Annotated in this window: 15 protein-coding genes; 7 read left to right on the top strand and 8 right to left on the bottom strand. The window is 59.0% G+C overall.

The window, feature by feature from the left end:
* The first annotated feature begins 129 nt into the window (after positions 1-129).
* The 4 genes from E3O56_RS00420 to E3O56_RS00435 all read left to right on the top strand — a co-directional run bounded on the left by E3O56_RS00420 (position 130) and on the right by E3O56_RS00435 (position 2,960).
* Positions 130-441: a chorismate mutase gene (locus E3O56_RS00420; protein WP_248127586.1), complete on the top strand. Its 312-nt coding sequence runs from the start codon at positions 130-132 to the stop codon at positions 439-441.
* A gap of 236 nt (positions 442-677) precedes the next feature.
* Positions 678-1,763 carry a type I restriction endonuclease gene (locus E3O56_RS00425; protein WP_248127588.1) on the top strand — a complete coding sequence of 362 codons (1,086 nt, stop codon included), beginning with the start codon at positions 678-680 and terminating at the stop codon, positions 1,761-1,763.
* A 272-nt stretch (positions 1,764-2,035) separates the two neighbouring features.
* The gene (locus E3O56_RS00430) at positions 2,036-2,392 is read left to right on the top strand and encodes a hypothetical protein (protein WP_248127590.1); all 357 of its coding nucleotides are present in this window, start codon (positions 2,036-2,038) and stop codon (positions 2,390-2,392) included.
* Positions 2,393-2,462: 70 nt separating this feature from the next.
* On the top strand, positions 2,463-2,960 hold the full coding sequence (locus tag E3O56_RS00435; protein WP_032879409.1) for a GreA/GreB family elongation factor: 498 nt from the start codon (positions 2,463-2,465) through the stop codon (positions 2,958-2,960).
* On the opposite strand, the gene gdhA is transcribed toward E3O56_RS00435, so the two are convergent.
* Positions 2,957-4,294, bottom strand: a complete 1,338-nt coding sequence (gdhA, locus tag E3O56_RS00440) for an NADP-specific glutamate dehydrogenase (RefSeq protein ID WP_032879406.1) — start codon at positions 4,292-4,294, stop codon at positions 2,957-2,959. The genes E3O56_RS00435 and gdhA overlap by 4 nt on opposite strands.
* Before the next feature lie 348 nt (positions 4,295-4,642).
* Complete coding sequence (gene ettA, locus E3O56_RS00445; protein ID WP_005791601.1) at positions 4,643-6,307, bottom strand: energy-dependent translational throttle protein EttA; 1,665 nt, start codon at positions 6,305-6,307, stop codon at positions 4,643-4,645.
* Positions 6,308-6,591: 284 nt separating this feature from the next.
* Here ettA and E3O56_RS00450 point away from each other — a divergent pair, with 284 nt between their 5' ends.
* Positions 6,592-10,443 carry a bifunctional diguanylate cyclase/phosphodiesterase gene (locus E3O56_RS00450; RefSeq protein ID WP_282446813.1) on the top strand — a complete coding sequence of 1,284 codons (3,852 nt, stop codon included), beginning with the start codon at positions 6,592-6,594 and terminating at the stop codon, positions 10,441-10,443.
* A 229-nt stretch (positions 10,444-10,672) separates the two neighbouring features.
* Positions 10,673-11,926, top strand: a complete 1,254-nt coding sequence (glyA, locus tag E3O56_RS00455) for a serine hydroxymethyltransferase (RefSeq protein ID WP_078822372.1) — start codon at positions 10,673-10,675, stop codon at positions 11,924-11,926.
* A gap of 177 nt (positions 11,927-12,103) precedes the next feature.
* On the opposite strand, the gene yjiA is transcribed toward glyA, so the two are convergent.
* The 3 genes from yjiA to E3O56_RS00470 all read right to left on the bottom strand — a co-directional run bounded on the left by yjiA (position 12,104) and on the right by E3O56_RS00470 (position 15,532).
* Entirely contained in the window at positions 12,104-13,063 is a 960-nt protein-coding gene (gene yjiA, locus E3O56_RS00460; protein WP_032879403.1) for a GTPase, read from the bottom strand.
* A 189-nt stretch (positions 13,064-13,252) separates the two neighbouring features.
* Complete coding sequence (locus tag E3O56_RS00465) at positions 13,253-13,450, bottom strand: YbdD/YjiX family protein (protein WP_003194308.1); 198 nt, start codon at positions 13,448-13,450, stop codon at positions 13,253-13,255.
* A 15-nt stretch (positions 13,451-13,465) separates the two neighbouring features.
* Positions 13,466-15,532: a carbon starvation CstA family protein gene (locus E3O56_RS00470; RefSeq protein ID WP_005791609.1), complete on the bottom strand. Its 2,067-nt coding sequence runs from the start codon at positions 15,530-15,532 to the stop codon at positions 13,466-13,468.
* A gap of 173 nt (positions 15,533-15,705) precedes the next feature.
* Between E3O56_RS00470 and E3O56_RS00475 the strand changes: the two genes are divergently transcribed.
* A complete protein-coding gene (locus E3O56_RS00475) occupies positions 15,706-16,074 on the top strand; it encodes a PilZ domain-containing protein (RefSeq protein ID WP_216092128.1) in 369 nt (122 codons plus the stop codon).
* 143 nt (positions 16,075-16,217) lie between these two features.
* On the opposite strand, the gene radA is transcribed toward E3O56_RS00475, so the two are convergent.
* From radA to katB, 3 genes are read right to left on the bottom strand one after another with little or no spacing between them, the layout of a single operon-like run.
* On the bottom strand, positions 16,218-17,585 hold the full coding sequence (gene radA, locus E3O56_RS00480) for a DNA repair protein RadA (RefSeq protein ID WP_005791613.1): 1,368 nt from the start codon (positions 17,583-17,585) through the stop codon (positions 16,218-16,220).
* A 35-nt stretch (positions 17,586-17,620) separates the two neighbouring features.
* Positions 17,621-18,160 (bottom strand): ankyrin repeat domain-containing protein, encoded by a 540-nt coding sequence (locus E3O56_RS00485; RefSeq protein ID WP_078822375.1) that lies wholly within the window; start codon positions 18,158-18,160, stop codon positions 17,621-17,623.
* Between the two features lie 57 nt (positions 18,161-18,217).
* Positions 18,218-19,759 carry a catalase KatB gene (gene katB / locus E3O56_RS00490; protein ID WP_005791616.1) on the bottom strand — a complete coding sequence of 514 codons (1,542 nt, stop codon included), beginning with the start codon at positions 19,757-19,759 and terminating at the stop codon, positions 18,218-18,220.
* Positions 19,760-19,821: the final 62 nt, after the last annotated feature.

A 19,821-nucleotide genomic window follows, 5' to 3' on the forward strand; every position in this document is an offset into this window, starting at 1 on the left:
GACTCGCTCCGCATCGTAGTTACCGTCGGCTGCTACAACCTACAAAATTGTGTAGGTACCCATAGTCATCGGGGCAAGCCCCTCCCACACTTTGTTAGCATTGCTCGCCTAATCAGGAGCCCACTTAATATGGCCGTTTACTGTACTACCCTTGAAGAAGTCCGCACTAACATCGACCTACTTGACCAGCAAATCGTCACTCTGATCGCCGAACGCGGGCACTACGTATCCCAAGCCGCACGCTTCAAAAAAGACACCGATGGCGTCAAGGCGCCGCAACGGGTTGAACAGGTGATTGCGAAAGTGCGGGATCTATCCCTGGCGGCGGGGGCTAATCCTGAGGTCACTGAGCAGGTATATCGCGCGATGATTGCGGCGTTTATCCGACAGGAATTGGCTGAATATGCTGTGCTGGACAAAGTCGGCAAGCCACAAGCCTGATCCATCCATATTATCTGCTCAGGATTACCAGTCTTTCGCCGCCAGGCACAAATTATTGGCGCTCTTGCAACCCATTGAAAAATAGGCAAGAAATTTCGGACGTCTTTTTAGCTTTTTTCAGTCGAAACAAACCGCCTCTTACCTCATTCTCTTTGTGAGGTTTTGTGTCTAGTATCGAGTGGCAATCAATTTGCCACCACTTCTATACACGGATCCGAATAGGGTAAGAGGCTTATATGGAATTTCTTGAAAAACTCACCAGCCTGGCAGCAAAAGTCCGTCTGCAAGGCCCCGCCATCCAAACAGAAGAAGCTACAAAAAATGCTTTTGTAATGCCTTTTATCAACACCGTGTTGGGTTATGACGTGTTTGACCCGCAAGAGGTGACGCCCGAATTTGTCTGCGATGTCGGAACGAAAAAAGGTGAAAAAATCGACTACGCAATCATGAAAGATGGCGAGGTTCAGATACTCATTGAATGCAAAAAGATTGGCGAGTCATTGAGCATTAACCACGCGTCGCAGCTCTTTCGGTACTTTCACGTTACAAGCGCAAGAATCTCAATTCTTACCAACGGCCAGGTCTACAGATTTTTCACCGATCTGGACGCCCCTAACAAAATGGACGAAAAGCCATTTTTAGAGCTGGATCTGCTGGACATTGATGAATACTCCGTACCAGAGCTGATAAAACTTACCAAATCAGCCTTCGATGTGGACTCGATCATAAGCGCAGCGGGAGAGCTGAAATACGTCAGCCAACTCAAGAAGCTCATTGGCGCACAAGTCAGTAAACCAGAAGACGACTTCGTAAAATTTTTCGCATCCCGCGTTTACGAAGGAGTGATCACGCAGAAAGTGCGGGAGCAATTTTTCGAACTAACACGCAAAGCGCTAGCTCAATTTTTGAATGACCAAATTAATGAGCGACTGAAGTCTGCCATGAGCGGTGCAATTCAGCCGGCGATAACGTCATTGACTGTCGCGAATAGTACAAATGTAGACATGCAGGATCGAGACGAGGCAGAAGATAAAATCCTGACAACCCTTGAAGAAATGGAGGGTTACCACATCGTCCGTGCTGTCGTCCGGTCCGTTGTCGATGCCAAACGAATCGTTCAACGTGATACCCAAAGCTATTTTGGGATATTACTGGACGACAACAATCGTAAGCCCATCTGCCGACTCCACTTCAATCGTAGCCAAAAGTACCTCGGGGTATTCGACGAGGAAAAGAATGAGACCCGACACGCTATTTCATCCATTGATGAAATTTACGAATACGCCGATCAGCTAAAAAAGACAGTGGGTTACTACGAATAAAGGCTGCACCGGGAGACCGGAGTTATGGATAAAACTGTGGGAGGGGCGGTGCGACGATTCGACTTGCCCCCGATAGCGGTGGGTCAGTAACAAATAGATTGACTGACACCCTGCAATCGGGGGCAAGTCGAATCGTCGCACCGCCCCTCCCACATTTGATTTTGTGCTTGGCCAAAAGTCCTGCACATCCCTCTGACACCTCTTTCACATACAGCTGACAAATCCCCTTCTAGACTCTCCTTATCAGCCGTTAACCGGCCAGGGAGTACGCCATGTGGCGGTATGCGCTAATGCTGTGTGCAGTGGTGTGGCTGGTGGGTTGCCAAACAACCCATCAGGATTTACTGGCCAAGGGTTATCCACCCGCCTTCGCTGACGGCTTTGACGATGGTTGCAGCAGCGGTCGCCAGGCCGCTGGGGTGATTACCGGGGAGTTTCGCAAGAACGTTCCACGCTATTTGAAAGACCGGCAATACGCCGAAGGCTGGGAAGACGGGTTTCGCCAGTGCAAAGCCATGCGTGAGAACGAAGAGCTGCGCGACTACCAGGAAAACCGCAACAACGACCGCGAGCGCGAGTGGCAGCAGGAAAAAGACCGCGATGCGGCCAAGGCGTATCGCTCGCAATAGGTCGTTTGCAGACATCCATCGAAACTAAAGCACGGCGAACATGGCCCAAATGCCATAGAGGGAGAACACCATGAGCCGAGCTTTTGTAAATGAAGACAACGCCGCCGCCCAGGCCGACCAGCCGGTGGAGCGTCAGGTCAGCGAACAGCCCAACCGCCTGACCGCGCAAGGGTTGGCGCAGTTGCAAGCCAAGGTGGCGCAATTGCAGCTTGAGTACAGCGCCGAGTCCGCCAAAGGTGAGCAGGCCGATAAGCAGCGCCAGGCGGATCTTGAGCGGGACCTGCGTTACTTCAACCAGCGGGTGCAAAGCGCTCAGGTGGTCGCGCCGGCGACAGCCACCGACAAGGTGCAGATCGGCAGCTGGGTCACGTTCGCCAATGAGCAGGACGAGCAACAGCGCATTCAATTGGTAGGTGAGGATCAAGCCGACGCCAACGCCGGTTTGATCAACTGGGGCTCGCCTCTGGGCCGCGCCTTGTTGGGGGCCCAGGTGGGCGACGAGGTGCTGTGGAAGCGCCCCGTCGGCGATCAGTTGATCGAAGTGCTGAGCATCGAACCCGAGGTTTAGACGATGCCCTGGGCCAGCATCGCGTCAGCCACTTTCACGAAGCCTGCGATGTTGGCGCCCTTGACGTAGTTGACCCGGCCGTTTTCCTCACCGTAATGCACGCAGGCATGGTGGATCGACTGCATGATGTTGTGCAGTTTGCTGTCCACTTCCCCGGCGGTCCACAGCAGGCGCATGGCGTTCTGCGACATTTCCAGGCCGCTCACTGCCACACCGCCGGCGTTGGACGCCTTGCCAGGCGCAAACAGGATGCCCGCGTCGATGAAGATATCCACAGCCTCCAGGGTGGTCGGCATGTTGGCGCCTTCGGCCACGCAGATGCAGCCGTTGCGCAACAGCGTGCGTGCGGCTTGGGCGTCGAGTTCGTTCTGGGTGGCGCATGGCAGCGCGATATCGCACGCCAGCTCCCAAGGGGTTTGGCCTTTGCGGAATTCCAGGCCGAAACGTTCAGCCAATTCACTGATACGCCCGCGTTGTACGTTTTTCAGCTCCAGCAGGGCCGACCATTGTTCTTCGGTCAAACCACTTTCGGCGTACAGGGTGCCTTCGGAGTCCGACAGGGAAACCACCTTGCCCCCCAAGTCCATGACCTTGCGCGCCGCGTATTGCGCCACGTTGCCGGAGCCGGACACCGCCACCCGCTTGCCTTCGACCCGCTGACCTTGGCGCTTGAGCATTTCCTCGGCGAAATACACACAGCCGAAACCGGTGGCTTCCGGACGAATCAGGCTGCCGCCATAAGTCATGCCTTTGCCGGTCAGCACTGAAGTGAATTGATTGCTCAGGCGCTTGTACTGGCCGAACAGAAAGCCGATTTCCCGTGCGCCCACACCGATATCGCCGGCCGGCACGTCGACGTCCGCACCGATGTGGCGGTACAACTCGCTCATGAACGCCTGGCAGAAGCGCATCACTTCGGCATCGCTCTTGCCCTTGGGGTCGAAGTCCGAGCCGCCTTTACCGCCGCCCATGGGCAGCGAGGTCAGGGAGTTTTTGAAGGTCTGCTCGAAGGCGAGGAATTTCAGCACGCCCAGGTTGACCGAAGGGTGAAAGCGCAAGCCACCTTTGTACGGGCCGATGGCGCTGTTCATCTGGATACGGAAACCGCGATTTACCTGAACCTTGCCGTGATCATCCACCCACGATACCCGGAAGGTGATGGCGCGTTCCGGTTCGCAAATGCGCTCCAGAATGCCCGAGGTCAGGTAGTGGGGGTTGGCTTCAAGAAAGGGCCACAGGCTGCGCAGGACTTCTTCTACAGCCTGGTGGAATTCCGGCTGGTCGGGGTCGCGTTTCTTGAGGCGGGCCAGGAAGGATTCGACGGATTCGATCATGAAAAGTCTCGGCAAATTGATTGTTGTTAAACAGAGAATGAGCCGGACTTTATCAATTCATTTCGCACCGTGACAGGGCAAAATGTCGCTTTTGTGAATTTAAATGGTGCATTGGATATAAATAATCAGGATTTTTGCCCTCTAACAGGGATTTCAACGCGAGATATGCACCAATAGTTAAACCGCTATCGCAGGCAAGCCAGCTCCCACATTGGACCGTGTCGTAGCAGAGGTACTCGATCTAATGTGGGAGCTGGCTTGCCTGCGATGAAGTCGCCTCGGTCCACCTGAACAGCGCCCCAAAAAAAACGGAGCCCGAAGGCTCCGCTTTTTTCAAACCAGCCCGAATCAGGCCAGTTTTTTGTGACGCACACGGTGCGGCTGGGCAGCTGCTTCGCCCAAGCGCTTTTTACGGTCGGCTTCGTACTCGGTGTAGTTACCTTCGAAGAACACCGCCTGGGAGTCATCTTCGTACGCCAGGATGTGGGTCGCGACGCGGTCAAGGAACCACCGATCGTGAGAGATCACAATGGCGGCGCCCGGGAAGTCCAGCAGGGCTTCTTCCAGGGAACGCAGGGTTTCAACGTCGAGGTCGTTGGACGGTTCGTCGAGCAGCAACACGTTGCCGCCCTCTTTCAAGGTCAGGGCCAGGTGCAAGCGACCACGCTCACCACCGGACAGGTCCTTGACGAACTTCTGCTGATCGCCGCCCTTGAAGTTGAAACGGCCGACATAGGTGCGCGACGGGATTTCATAGTTGCCGATACGGATCTGGTCGGAGCCGTCGGAGATCTGCTGGAATACAGTCTTGCTGCCGTCGAGGTCGTCGCGGCTCTGGTCTACACAGGCCAGTTGCACGGTGTCGCCGATCTCGATGCTGCCGGAGTCCGGCGTTTCCTTGCCCATCAACATGCGGAACAGCGTGGACTTACCCGCACCGTTACCACCAATGACGCCGACGATCGCGCCTTTTGGCATGGAGAACGACAGGTTGTCGATCAGCACGCGGTCGCCATAGCCCTTGGATACGTTCTTGAACTCGATGACCTTGTCACCCAGGCGCGGACCGGCCGGGATGTAGATCTCGTTGGTTTCGCTGCGCTTCTGGAATTCCTGCGACTGCATTTCTTCAAAGCGTTGCAGACGGGCCTTGGATTTGGACTGGCGGGCCTTGGCGCCTTTGCGCACCCACTCCAGCTCTTCCTTCATGGCTTTTTCGTGAGCCGATTGCTGCTTGGATTCGGCGGCCAGACGGTCGGACTTGGCTTCCAGCCAACCGGAGTAGTTGCCCTCGTAAGGGATACCGGCGCCGCGGTCGAGCTCGAGGATCCAGCCGGCAACGTTGTCCAGGAAGTACCGGTCGTGCGTGATTGCAACCACGGTGCCCGGGAAATCGTGCAGGAAGTGCTCCAGCCAGGCGACGGAATCGGCGTCCAGGTGGTTGGTCGGTTCGTCGAGCAGCAGCATATCGGGAGCCGACAGCAGCAGGCGGCACAGGGCCACACGACGTTTTTCACCACCAGACAGGTGCTCGACCTTGGCGTCCCACGCCGGCAGGCGCAGCGCATCGGCGGCGACTTCCAGTTGGCGCTCCAGGTTGTGACCGTCGCCAGCCTGCAGGATGGCTTCGAGCTTGGCCTGCTCGGCGGCCAGCTTGTCGAAGTCGGCATCCGGTTCGGCGTAGGCGGCATACACCTCGTCGAGGCGCGCTTGGGCGTCCTTGATCACGCTGACGGCCTCTTCAACCACTTCGCGCACGGTCTTGGTCGGATCCAGGATCGGCTCTTGCGGCAGGTAACCGATATTCAGGTCCGGCATCGGGCGGGCTTCGCCTTCGAACTCGGTATCGACGCCGGCCATGATTTTCAGCAGCGTGGATTTACCCGAGCCGTTGAGGCCGAGCACGCCGATCTTGGCGCCTGGGAAGAAGGACAACGAAATGTTTTTCAGGATTTCCCGCTTCGGCGGAACAACTTTTCCCAGCCGATGCATGGTGAAGACGTATTGAGCCATGGTGAACCTAGCGTCAGTGACTGATGAATTAAGCGGACGAAGCCCGTGCCAGGCCATGCGCCGCGCGGGCCTTTGACTATCATCAATGCCTGCGTGGGGAAAAAGCCTGAATGTCTGGGGCTGGAACGCCCCCGCGTAACCGGCAAAGCTACCTGAATGCGCTGGGGCAGTCCAGCCAGGCAGGACTGGCACTTTGCCACAACTCAAGGCATGCTAGCCGCCCTCCGGGCGTCCGGCTTATAGTGCACGTCGCGCGCCAGTCCAGCCAACCGCAGGATCACAGCTTGTCCAAAGTCACGCCGCCCACTCCCTTGCGCGCCGCTCATATTGCGCCGGGAGCGCCCCTGCACGGTACCTTGAAGGGCGCATTGGCGACGCTTGTGCTGATGTTGCTCGCGTTATTGTTCTGGCAACTGCTTGACCAGTTGCAGCAAAACCAGAAAAACCAGCAGCAATACACCATCGACTACAGTGCTGACTTGGCCGAGCAGATCAGCCAGAGCATGGCACTGAGCGCGCAGATCGCCCTGAACCTGCTGCCCATTGTCGAGCCGCCGCGCAATGCCGAACAGCAGCAGGCCTTGATGCGCACGTTGCAGCGCTCGTTGCCGGACCTACGCAGCTTCGCCCTGCTCACCCCCAACGGCGCACTGATCAGCGACACTGCCGAAGGCAGCCAAGACAATGCCCTGCTCGAAGACCTGGTCAAGCGCAGTCACGCCCAGTCTTACTACCTGAGCAACGACAATGACGGCACGGTCATCTATCTGTTGCTGCACCAACCCAGCGGTGGCTCCAAGGTGTACTGGGCCTTGCGCCTGGCCCCCAATTACCTGGCCAACCTCACACGGCAGGACATTCAGGGCCAGCGCCCGATGTGGGCGATCGAGAACAGCCTGAACCATCGTGTGGTCAGCCGTGACAGCGGGATGCCCGCGCAGTGGCCCAGCGCCCTGACGCCGGAAGAATTGAACCGCAGTGTGCTGGTCACGCCCTTGAGCAAAAGCGACTGGCAACTGCGCGGCCTGTTTGACCGCAGCGCGGTGCTGGAACAACTGCTGCCTGCCTTTATCGGCAAGTGCCTGCTGGGCCTGGCGTTTTCACTGGTCCCGGTGATCGTGCTGCTCAACATGCGCCGCCGCCAACGCCAGGTGCATGAAGGCCGGCGACGCTATCAGGACATCTTCGAAGGCACAGGCGTGGCCTTGTGCGTGCTTGACCTGTCCGGGCTCAAGGCGTTTTGCAACAAGACCCAGGTGCAAAGCCGCGAGCAGTTGCACGCCTGGTTGCAGGCCAACCCCGCCGAGCGCAAGCAACTGCTCAAGGAGTTGCGCGTCACCGAGGTCAACCAGATGGCCGTGCGCCTGCTCAACGTCGTGTCCTGCGAGCAGGCGTGGGAGCGCCTGATCGATGATTGCCCGCGCAATGCCACGTCCATCGGCTATCAGGTGCTGGAAGCCGTATTGACCCGGCAAAAACAGCTGGAGCTGGAAATCCAGCTCAACGACGTGGCCGGCAACGAACAGTACCTGTGGCTGGTGATGCGTTTGCCGGAGCAGCAGGATGACGTCAACGCCGTGATCCTCAGCATCAGCGACATCACCAGCCGCAAACTGATCGAGTTGTCGCTGGTGGAGCGCGAGAGCTTCTGGTCGGATGTGGTGCGCACCGTGCCCGATCACCTGTATGTGCAGGACGTGATCAGCCAGCGCATGATTTTCAGCAACCATCATCTGGGCCACACCCTGGGCTACAACAAAGCCGAACTGCAGCAAATGGGTGAGTACTTCTGGGAGATCCTGCTGCACCCCGAAGACGCCGAGCACTACCACGACTCGCGTGAACAGCAACGCCAGGCCGCTTACACGACCCAGTTGCACTGCCAACTGCGCTTTCGCCACCGCAATAACCAATGGCGCCGCTTCGATATTCGCGAACAGGCCCTGGCCCGGGATACGTCCACGGTGGTCACTCGGATCATCGGTGTGGCCAAGGACATTACCGACCAGATCGAAGCCAGCGAATCCCTGCGCGACAGCGAACAGCGCTACCGCATGTTGGCTGAAAGCATCAGCGACGTGATCTGCTCTACCGACAGCCAACTGGCTCTGAATTACATCAGCCCATCGGTCAACACCGTGCTGGGCTATGACGTGGATTGGGTGTTCAAGCATGGCTGGCAGTCGATCGTTGCCAACCCGCAACAGTTGACCGGCATTTATAGCCTGATGGAACAGGTCAGTCGCGCCCTCGGCAACCCCGAGGCGTTGAACACCTTGCGCGATGAAGTCCAGACCCAACTGTTCCTGTTCGACTGCCTGCGCGCCGACGGGCGCAAAGTACCGATCGAACTGCGCCTGGTGCTGGTGTGGGATGAACATGGCGCCTTTGAGGGCATCCTCGGCGTGGGCCGCGATATCAGCCAGCAACGCCGCGCCGAAAAAGACCTGCGCATGGCGGCCACGGTCTTCGAGCACTCCACCTCGGCGATCCTGATCACCGATCCGGCCGGCTATATCGTGCAAGCCAACGAGGCGTTCAGCCGGGTCAGCGGGTATGAAGTGGCGGACGTGCTCGACCAATTGCCGAACATGCTCACCGTCGACGAGCAGCAGGAAGCCCACCTGCGTTATGTGCTCAAGCAACTGCACCAGCACAGTACCTGGGAAGGCGAAGTGTGGCTCAAGCGCCGCAACGGCGAGCATTACCCGGCCTGGGTCGGCATTACGGCGGTGTTCGACGATGAAGGCGACCTGGCCAGCTATGTGTGCTTCTTCAGCGATATCAGCGAGCGCAAGGCCAGCGAACAGCGCATCCACCGCCTGGCCTACTACGACGCCCTGACCCACCTGCCCAACCGCACGCTGTTCCAGGACCGTCTGCACACGGCGTTGCAATCGGCAGAACGGCAGAAGTCGTGGGTGGTGTTGATGTTCCTCGACCTCGACCGCTTCAAGCCGATCAACGACTCCCTCGGCCACGCCGCCGGCGACCGTATGCTCAAGGAAATGGCGACGCGCCTGCTCGGTTGCGTGGCCGAAGACGACACCGTGGCGCGCATGGGCGGCGACGAGTTCACCCTGCTGTTGCAACCACGGGTCAGCCGCGAAATGGCGCTGAACCGCGCGATTCATGTGGCCGAACAGATTCTGGCCAGCCTGGTGAAGCCATTCGTGCTCGAAGGCCGCGAGTTCTTCGTGACCGCCAGTATCGGCATCGCCCTCAGTCCCCAAGACGGCAACGAGCTGAGCCAACTGATGAAAAACGCGGATACGGCGATGTATCACGCCAAAGAGCGCGGCAAGAACAACTTCCAGTTCTACCAGGCCGACATGAACGCCAGCGCCCTGGAGCGCCTGGAGCTGGAGAGCGACCTGCGCCACGCCCTGGACCAGAACGAATTCGTGCTGTATTACCAACCGCAATTCAGCGGCGACGGCAAACGCCTGACCGGCGCCGAGGCCCTGCTGCGCTGGCGCCACCCGCGTCGCGGGCTGGTGCCGCCGGGGGATTTCATTCCGGTATTGGAAGAACTCGGGCTGGTGGTGGACGTGGGCGATTGGGTGATCAGCGAAGCCTGTCGCCAACTCAAGACCTGGCACCAGAACAAGGTGCGGGTGCCCAAAGTCTCGGTAAACATCTCGGCGCGACAGTTCTCCGACGGCCAGTTGGGCACACGCATCGCCACCATCCTCAAGGACACCGGCCTGCCGCCGGCGTGCCTGGAGCTGGAGCTGACCGAAAGTATCCTGATGCGCGAAGTCAACGAAGCGCTGCAAATCCTCGCCAGCTTGAAGAACCTGGGCCTGAGCATCGCGGTAGACGACTTTGGCACTGGCTATTCATCGCTTAACTACCTCAAGCAATTCCCCATCGACGTGCTGAAGATCGACCGCACCTTCGTCGATGGCCTGCCCTCCGGTGAGCAGGACGCACAGATCGCCCGGGCGATCATTGCCATGGCCCACAGCCTGAACCTGGCGGTGATCGCCGAAGGTGTGGAAACCCACGAGCAATTGGACTTTTTGCGCGAGCATGGCTGTGATGAGGTACAGGGTTACCTGTTCGGGCGGCCGATGCCGGCGAATCGGTTCGAGGCGCAGTTCAGCAATGATGCTCTCTTCATGTTCGACTGACCTGCTGTTGTGAGGCTTATGGCTCCATCGGGAGCAAGCCCCCTCCCACCTTTGAACTGTGAATACCTTCGAATGTGGGAGGGGGCTTGCTCCCGATGAGGCCAGCACAGTCACCACTCATCTCCAGATGAGCCCCACTTGTCCGCGACATGATGTCCTTTCATATGCCATCTAAAACCCATTGGGTTAGAATGCCCTCCTTTTCTGCCCCCGATCCTTGAGGACCGCCATGTTCAGCCGTGATTTGACTATTGCCAAGTACGACGCCGATCTCTTCGCCGCCATGGAGCAAGAAGCCGTGCGCCAGGAAGAGCACATTGAGCTGATCGCTTCGGAAAACTACACCAGCCCTGCGGTGATGGAGGCTCAAGGTTCGGTTTTGACCAACAAGTACGCCGAAGGCTACCCGGGCAAGCGCTACTACGGTGGTTGCGAGTACGTCGACGTGGTTGAGCAGTTGGCCATCGACCGTGCCAAGGAGCTGTTCGGCGCCGATTACGCCAACGTCCAGCCACACGCCGGCTCCCAGGCCAACAGCGCCGTGTACCTGGCCCTGCTGCAAGGCGGCGACACTATCCTGGGCATGAGCCTGGCCCACGGCGGTCACCTGACCCACGGCGCCAGCGTTTCTTCCTCCGGCAAGCTGTACAACGCCGTCCAGTACGGTATCGATGCCAACGGCCTGATCGACTACGACGAAGTCGAGCGCCTGGCGGTCGAGCACAAGCCAAAAATGATCGTGGCTGGGTTCTCTGCCTACTCGCAGATCCTGGATTTCCCACGCTTCCGTGAAATCGCCGACAAGGTCGGTGCCTACCTGTTCGTCGACATGGCCCACGTGGCCGGTCTGGTGGCAGCGGGCGTGTACCCGAACCCAGTGCCTTACGCTGACGTGGTGACCACCACTACCCACAAGACCCTGCGCGGTCCACGTGGCGGCCTGATCCTGGCTCGCGCCAACGCCGAGATCGAGAAGAAGCTCAACTCCGCGGTATTCCCCGGCGCCCAGGGTGGCCCGCTGGAGCACGTGATTGCCGCCAAGGCGATCTGCTTCAAGGAAGCACTGCAGCCTGAGTTCAAGACCTACCAGCAACAAGTGGTGAAGAACGCCCAGGCCATGGCATCTGTGTTCATCGAGCGCGGTTTTGACGTGGTGTCCGGCGGTACTGAAAACCACCTGTTCCTGCTGTCGCTGATCAAACAGGACATTTCCGGTAAAGACGCTGACGCCGCCCTGGGCAAAGCCTTCATCACCGTGAACAAGAACTCCGTGCCGAACGACCCACGTTCGCCGTTCGTCACCTCCGGCCTGCGCTTCGGCACCCCGGCAGTGACCACCCGTGGCTTCAAGGAAGCAGAGTGCAAGGAACTGGCCGGCTGGATCTGCGACATCCTGGCTGACCTGAACAACGAAGCCGTGATCGACGCGGTACGTGAGAAGGTCAAGGCCATCTGCAAGAAGCTGCCGGTTTACGGCGCTTGATTGCAGTTGCTTGAATGAAAAGCCCGGCTCTTGAGCCGGGCTTTTTTATTTCAATTTGAAATGCATTCAATTGTGGGAGGGGGCTTGCTCCCGATAGCAGTGTGTCAGTCACTTATATGTTTACTGACCCACCGCAATCGGGAGCAAGCCCCCTCCCACAGTTGATCGCATTTCAAGTCAGGCTTGGTAGACCTTGGCAAAACCTTCGCGGATCTTGTCCTCCGGCAGCTCATCGGCAATAAACACAATCACACTCTCCCGCGCCTCGCCCTCGGCCCATTCGGTGTCCCAGTCAAAACCATAGAGTTTCAGCACGCCCTGGAACACCATGCGTCGATCCTCCCCGGCAATATTCAGCACGCCCTTGTAGCGCAGCAGCTGCTTGCCGTGGTCTTCCAGCAGTTCGTTCATGAACTCACTGAGGCGGTCGATATCCAGCGGTTGGTCGGTGCGCAGCACCAGGCTGGAAATACGGTCGACCGATGGCGCAGCGCTGACCGGGCGCAGGCTCATGCCGGCATTGAGGTTGAAGCCGCGCACATCCAGCAGCTCAGCCAAGTCGATCTTGCCGTGATCCACCACACGGATCGGCGCACGCCGGTTGATACGGGTCAGGCGCTGACTGAGGGCGTCGAAGGTGGCGTTGTCCACCAGGTCGCGCTTACTCACCAGCAGGCGGTCGGCAAAGCCGATCTGGGCCTGGGCGATGGTCTGGGTCAGGTGATGCTCGGCGTGGGCGGCGTCCACCAGGGTAATGATGCCGTCGAGGATGTAGCGCTCGCGCAGTTCTTCGTCGATGAAAAAAGTCTGGGCTACTGGTGCCGGGTCGGCAAGGCCGGTGCATTCGATCACCAGTCGGTCGAAGGCGATTTCGCCACTGTCCAGACGCTCAAGCAGCAGGTACAGGGCCTTGGTCAAGTCGGTGTGGATGGTGCAGCACACGCAGCCGTTGGACAGGGTCATGACTTGTACCGGCTCGTCGCCCAAGAGCTGGGTGTCGATGCCGGCGTCACTGAATTCGTTTTCGATCACGGCGATTTTCAAGCCGTGCTCGGCCTTGAGCAGATGGCGCAGCAAGGTGGTCTTGCCGGCACCGAGGAAGCCGCTGAGGATGGTGACGGGGATGGGAGAGGACAAAACTATTCTCCTGATAACTGAATAAACACAAAACAAATGTGGGAGCAAAGGCCCCTGTGGGAGCTGGCTTGCCTGCGATGCAGACAACTCGGTGCTTCAGTCAGACCGAGGTGATGCTATCGCAGGCAAGCCAGCTCCCACAGAAAGCCCTGCTCCCACAGGGGTATCGCATTGGCCCGCGTTACCGGGTCAACAGCACTTGGGCCCACCCTTGCCGCCGTAACGGGCCTCCTGGCGTTCGCGGAAGAACGCCTTGTAGTCCATCACCGGCTTGTCCGGGTGTTTGGTTTGCATATGCTCGACGTAGGTGTCGTAGTCGGGCATGCCGACCATCAGGCGCGCGGCCTGACCGAGGTATTTACCGAGGCGACTGATGTCATTGAACATAGTGGCAATCCTCGCTTATGCGTCCGGTACGGCCTGGAATGGCGCTTCTTTATCCGTACGCTCTTTGTTGCCCCAGGCGGCTACGCCGACTTTGAGCGCATAGAACAGGATGCTGAATACCACGAACAGGAACAGCGCCGTCAGCGTTGCGTTGGTGTAGGCGTTCCAGATCACATGCTGCATCTGGTCGATACTCTTGGCCGGGGCGAGGATCTGACCGTTGGCCAGGGCATCGCTGTATTTCTTGGCCAGCGACAGGAAGCCGATCGCCGGGTTGGCGTCGAACAGCTTGATGAAGCCTGCGGTGGTGGTGCAGATCAGCAGCCAGACGGCCGGCAACATGGTCACCCAGATGTAGCGCTGGCGCTTCATCTTGATCAGCACAACGGTCGCCAGCATCAGCGCGATACCCGCCAGCATCTGGTTGGAGATACCGAACAGCGGCCACAAGGTGTTGATGCCTCCCAGTGGGTCGATCACGCCCTGATACAACAGGTAACCCCACATCGCCACGCAACCGGCCGTCGCGATCAGGTTGGCGGTCCAGGACTCGGTGCGTTTGAGCGCAGGCACGAACGAACCCAGCAGGTCCTGCAGCATGAAGCGACCGGCACGGGTACCGGCATCGACCGCCGTGAGGATGAACAGCGCTTCGAACAGGATCGCAAAGTGGTACCAGAACGCCATGGTGTTTTCACCTGGCAGCACACTGTGCAGGATCTGTGCGATACCGACCGCCAGCGTCGGCGCACCGCCGGCACGCGCCAGGATGGTGGTTTCACCGATATCGTGGGCAACAGCCGACAGCGCTTCAGGGGTAATTGCAAAACCCCAGCTGCTGACGGTTTGCGCCACGGTGACCACGTCAGTACCGACAATCGCCGCCGGGCTGTTCATGGCGAAGTACACGCCTGGCTCGATCACCGAAGCGGCAACCATTGCCATGATGGCCACAAACGACTCCATCAACATGCCGCCGTATCCGATGTAACGGGCGTGGCTTTCACTGGCGAGCAACTTGGGCGTGGTGCCCGAAGAGATCAGCGCGTGGAAGCCCGAGACCGCGCCACAGGCAATGGTGATGAACAGGAACGGGAACAGGCCGCCCTTCCATACCGGGCCAGTGCCGTCGATGAACTGGGTCAGTGCCGGCATTTTCAGGTCAGGCATGGTGACCAGGATGCCGATCGCCAGAGCGATGATGGTGCCGATTTTCAGGAAGGTAGACAGGTAGTCACGCGGCGCCAGGATCAGCCATACCGGCAGAACAGCGGCAACGAAGCCGTAGCCGATCAGCATCCAGGTGATCTGGATCCCGGTGAAGGTGAAGGCTTTGGCCCAGACCGGGTCAGCGGCAATCTGCCCGCCCAGCCAGATCGAACCCAGCAGCAACAGCACGCCGATGATCGAAATTTCACCAATGCGGCCCGGGCGGATGTAGCGCATGTAGATGCCCATGAACATCGCAATCGGGATGGTCGCCATCACCGTAAAGATGCCCCACGGGCTCTCGGCCAGGGCCTTGACCACGATCAGTGCCAGCACCGCGAGGATGATGATCATGATCAGGAAGCAGCCAAACAGGGCGATGGTCCCGGGAATGCGGCCCATCTCTTCGCGAACCATGTCACCCAGGGAACGCCCGTTGCGACGAGTGGACAGGAACAGGATCATGAAGTCCTGCACCGCACCCGCCAGCACCACACCGGCAATCAGCCACAGGGTGCCGGGCAGGTAGCCCATCTGCGCCGCCAGCACCGGACCGACCAACGGGCCTGCACCGGCAATCGCCGCAAAGTGGTGACCGAAAAGAATATGTTTGTTGGTCGGCACATAGTCCAGACCGTCGTTATTGACCACTGCGGGGGTGGCCCGCCGAGGGTCGAGTTGCATCACGTTATTGGCGATGAACAGACTGTAGTAACGGTACGCAACCAGATAGATGGCCACAGCAGCGACCACAATCCACAAGGCGTTGATCGCCTCGCCGCGGCGCAAGGCCACTACGCCCAGGGCGCACGCTCCTACGATTGCCAGCACCAGCCAGGGTAGGTGGCGTAGCAGGCTATTATTATTTTTCATTTTTGTATTCCAGCCAGGGTGGACAGAAAGGACAGCCAGCCCGAGTTTAGCGCTGTTGGCCTCAAAGACCAGCCCCCTACGTTGGTCTAGAGCCTTCTATGCGGCAAAAAAACGAAATAAATGCCAAATGATGGCGCAAGGCTACAATCCCCCTATCCACCGAGGACTTCACCATGACTGAGCAACCGTCTGATCGCCGCCGTTTTCGCCGGATTGCTTTTGATGCCAAAACCGAAATTCGGCAAAACGGATGGGATTTTCCGGTGAAACTGGTGGATCTCTCGCTAAAGGGTCTACTGGTCGAGCGCCCCGAAGACTGGAAGGGGAACAAGGCGCTGCCGTTCGACGTAGACATACGCCTGGATCCGAAAGCGCATATAAAGATGCAAGTGAAGCTGAGCCACGAGGATCAGGGGCAGTTGGGCTTCGTGTGCCAACATATCGACCTGGATTCGATCAGCCATTTGCGGCGCTTGATTGAATTGAACCTGGGTGATGAGGAAGAGCTACACAGAGAGCTGGCGGCATTGCTGGAAATCTAGAAGCCAACACAACTCAAATGTGGGAGGGGCGGTGCGACGATTCGACTTGCTCCCGATTGCGGTGGGTCAGTCAGCCTATCTGTTACTGATTCACCGCAATCGGGAGCAAGCCCCCTCCCACATTGGATTTGCAATGCTGGTGATTATTCGAACAGTGCATCCAGCGCCTGCTCCAGGCGCGTCACCCCAATCACCTGCAAACCTGCCGGCATTTCCTTCGGCGCATTGCCCTTGGGCACGATCGCCCGCTTGAACCCATGCTTGGCCGCCTCCTTCAACCGCTCCTGCCCACTGGGCACCGGGCGGACTTCACCCGACAGGCCGACCTCACCAAACACCAGCAGATCATGGGGCAGCGGCCGATTGCGCAGGCTGGACATCACCGCCGCCATCAGAGCCAGGTCGGAGGCGGTCTCCAGCACCTTGACGCCGCCCACTACGTTAAGGAAAACATCCTGGTCATGGGTCGGAATGCCGCCGTGACGGTGCAATACCGCCAGCAACATCGCCAGACGGTTCTGGTCCAGGCCAAGCGTGACCCGCCGCGGGTTGGCCAAATGGCTGTCATCCACCAGCGCCTGGACTTCCACCAGCATGGGCCGGGTACCCTCCCACGTCGCCATCACCACACTGCCCGGGACTTCTTCCTGGGCGCGAGTGAGAAAAATCGCCGAGGGGTTGGAGACTTCTTTCAGCCCACGGTCAGTCATGGCGAACACACCCAGCTCGTTCACGGCGCCAAAGCGGTTTTTTACCGCCCGCAGCAAACGCAGGCGGCCATCGGACTCACCTTCGAAATACAGCACGGTATCCACCATGTGCTCCAACACCCGTGGCCCGGCCAGCGCGCCTTCCTTGGTCACGTGGCCGACCAGGAAGATCGCCGTGCCGCTCTGCTTGGCGTAGCGCACCAACAGCGCCGCACTTTCGCGCACCTGGGACACGCCGCCCGGCGCCGATTGCAGTTGCTCGGTGAAAATCGTCTGGATCGAGTCAATCACCATGACCTTGGGCTTTTCAATCCGCGCCGTGGCGATGATGCTTTCGATGCAGGTTTCGGTCATGACCCGCAGCTGGTCCTGGGGCAGGCCCAAACGGCGGGCGCGCATGGCCACTTGCTGTTGGGATTCTTCGCCGGTGACGTACAGCGCCGGCATACGGCTGGCGATGCTGCACAGGGTTTGCAAGAGGATGGTCGACTTGCCGATGCCCGGGTCACCGCCGATCAGCACCACCGATCCATCGACCAGGCCACCGCCAAGTACGCGGTCCAGTTCGCCGGACGCGGTGGAGAAACGCGGGATCTCTTCGACGCTGACCTCGGCCAGGGTCTTGATCTGTGCCTGTTGCCCGGTCCAGCCGGCGCGGCCGGTAGGGGCTGCGGCACCACCGCTTTCAATCATGGTTTCAGTCAGGGTGTTCCACGCACCGCATTCGGAGCACTGGCCCGCCCATTTGGGAAAGGTCGCGCCGCACTCCGTGCAGCCGTACATGCGCTTGGCCTTTGCCATGTGAGAACCTCCAACCGAAAAACCGCGATGATAGCTCAGCGCGACGCCGGGGTCCGGATTTCGCCACTGGCCAAACGTGAAGCACTGTTACCGACGGGGTCCTCGGCGTTCAGGTCTGCGCCTTTGGCTTGCAGTTCACCCAGCAACTCGACGCGTTTGAACAGCCCGGCGTACATGGCGGCAGTCTGTCCCGCGCCATTGCGTTGGTCCGGGTTGCAGTCGGTGGCCAGCAGGCGCTGGGCGATTTTCAGCTCACCCTTGAAGATCGCGCCCATCAGCGCCGTGTTGCCGCGTTTGTCCTGTACGCAGGCGTTGGCACCCGCGTCGAGCAGACGCTCCACGTACGAGCCCTGGCCGTGATAAGCGGCGAGAATCAGTGCCGTGTAGCCTTTGTCATCCTGGATGTTGAGGCTGTAGCCGGAGTCGATAAAGGTATTGAGCATGTCGAGGTCGCCACGGCGAGCGGCGTCGAAGTAGTAATCCTGCAACTGGGCTTTGAGCGCCACCGGGTCGGGAGACTCCGCATGGGCGACAAAGGCCAGCATGGCCATCAGTAAACCGATAGAGATACGCATAGGGGCTTCTCCTGCCAAAGGTCGACGCCCGTAGAGGCGCCGACCGCAACCAACGAATCAGTCAGTCAGTTTTTCCGCCAGCGCCTTCACGCGAGCCAGATCACCTTTGGCCACCTTGGTCACGCCGGTGCCGTATTCCGGATCAGCCTTGTAAAGGAACGACAGGATGATGTGCTTGCTCTCGTCATCGGTGGTGGCCAGCGAGCCGCCGAAATTGTCGATCAAGTCCTGACGCTCTTTCTTGGTGTAGGAGCGGTACAGGTCACCGGCCTGTTTGAAGTTCTGCTCGCGCTGGATCTTCGCCTGCTGGGTGCTGCCCGACAGCGGCGACTGGCTGTAGCGCGCGGTTTGCGGCTCTTCGCGTGGCAACAGCCGGCTTGGCTGGTAGTTCACGCCGGTGGTGGTCTTGCCGAAGTTCATCGCACCGTCCTGGTTACCGTTGTTGACGGTGACCCGTGGAGCGTTGATCGGCAGTTGCAGGGCGTTCGCACCCAGGCGGTACATTTGCGTATCGGCATAGGAGAACACCCGGCCTTGCAGCAGGCGGTCTTCCGACGGCTCGATGCCCGGCACCAGGTTGGCAGGCGCCATCGCTACTTGCTCGGTTTCCTGGAAGACATTGGCCGGGTTGCGATTGAGCACCATCTGCCCGACTTTACGCTCCGGTACATCCGGCCAGATCTTGGTGGCATCCAGGGGGTCGAAATCAAACTTGGCCAAGTCCTCGGGCTTGAGCACTTGCACATACAAGTCCCACTTGGGGAAGTCGCCCTTGTTGATATGGGTGACCAAGTCGTTGGTCATATGACTGTAGTCACGACCCTGTACTTCGGTGACTTGCTTGGGATCCAGGTTCTTGATGCCTTGCAGGCTCTTCCAGTGGAACTTGACGTAGTGCACTTCGCCCTTGGCGTTGATCAACTTGTAGGCATGTACGCCATTACCGTCCATCTCGCGGTAACTGGCCGGGGTACCGGAGTCCGAGTACAACTCGGTCAAAGTACGCGTGGCTTCGGGAACATGGGAGAAGAAGTCGAAACGGCGCGAGTCGTCATCCAGGTTAGTGCGTGGGTCGGGTTTAAAGGCATGGACCATATCCGGGAACTTGATGGCATCGCGGATAAAGAAGGTCGGGAAGTTATTGCCAACCAGGTCCCAATTACCTTCGGCGGTGTAGAACTTGGTGGCAAAGCCCCGTGGGTCACGCAGGGTTTCAGGGGAATGGTTGCCGTGGACGACCGCCGAAAAGCGTACGAACACTGGCGTGGTTTCACCGGCGGCGAACACCTTGGCCTTGGTCAGGTCGCTGAGGTTGTCGGTCACCGTGAAGGTGCCATGGGCGCCGGTACCGCGGGCATGTACCACACGCTCGGGGATGCGTTCGCGGTCAAAGCGCTGCAACTTCTGGATCAGTTGAACGTCCTGCAACAATACCGGGCCGTTCGCTCCGGCCGTTTGGGAGTTCTGGTTATCACCGACGTTGGCCCCGTTATCGCGGGTCAGGTTGGCGGCTTGCACAGAGAGGGACAGCAGGCTTGCGGTCACCAGTGCCAGCGCGTGACGCGCGGACACGGGCCTGCGGCGGATTGGAGTGTTCATCGAGGTTTCCTCTGGTTTTTTTAGCGCACATTCTGTTGTGCTTGTCAGAGGCTAGAGACCTG

The organism is Pseudomonas sp. W2Aug9 (genome assembly GCF_023127755.1).
In the GTDB taxonomy this organism is placed as follows: Bacteria; Pseudomonadota; Gammaproteobacteria; order Pseudomonadales; family Pseudomonadaceae; genus Aquipseudomonas; species Aquipseudomonas synxantha_A.

Coding starts and splice junctions, on each gene's coding strand:
- E3O56_RS00425 (WP_248127588.1), top strand. CDS start 678: ATGGAATTTCTTGAAAAACTCACCAGCCTGGCAGCAAAAGTCCGTCTG.
- E3O56_RS00485 (WP_078822375.1), bottom strand. CDS start 18,160: ATGCGTATCTCTATCGGTTTACTGATGGCCATGCTGGCCTTTGTCGCC.
- katB (WP_005791616.1), bottom strand. CDS start 19,759: ATGAACACTCCAATCCGCCGCAGGCCCGTGTCCGCGCGTCACGCGCTG.
- E3O56_RS00435 (WP_032879409.1), top strand. CDS start 2,463: ATGAGCCGAGCTTTTGTAAATGAAGACAACGCCGCCGCCCAGGCCGAC.
- E3O56_RS00420 (WP_248127586.1), top strand. CDS start 130: ATGGCCGTTTACTGTACTACCCTTGAAGAAGTCCGCACTAACATCGAC.
- E3O56_RS00430 (WP_248127590.1), top strand. CDS start 2,036: ATGTGGCGGTATGCGCTAATGCTGTGTGCAGTGGTGTGGCTGGTGGGT.
- radA (WP_005791613.1), bottom strand. CDS start 17,585: ATGGCAAAGGCCAAGCGCATGTACGGCTGCACGGAGTGCGGCGCGACC.
- ettA (WP_005791601.1), bottom strand. CDS start 6,307: ATGGCTCAATACGTCTTCACCATGCATCGGCTGGGAAAAGTTGTTCCG.
- glyA (WP_078822372.1), top strand. CDS start 10,673: ATGTTCAGCCGTGATTTGACTATTGCCAAGTACGACGCCGATCTCTTC.
- E3O56_RS00475 (WP_216092128.1), top strand. CDS start 15,706: ATGACTGAGCAACCGTCTGATCGCCGCCGTTTTCGCCGGATTGCTTTT.
- E3O56_RS00470 (WP_005791609.1), bottom strand. CDS start 15,532: ATGAAAAATAATAATAGCCTGCTACGCCACCTACCCTGGCTGGTGCTG.
- gdhA (WP_032879406.1), bottom strand. CDS start 4,294: ATGATCGAATCCGTCGAATCCTTCCTGGCCCGCCTCAAGAAACGCGAC.
- E3O56_RS00465 (WP_003194308.1), bottom strand. CDS start 13,450: ATGTTCAATGACATCAGTCGCCTCGGTAAATACCTCGGTCAGGCCGCG.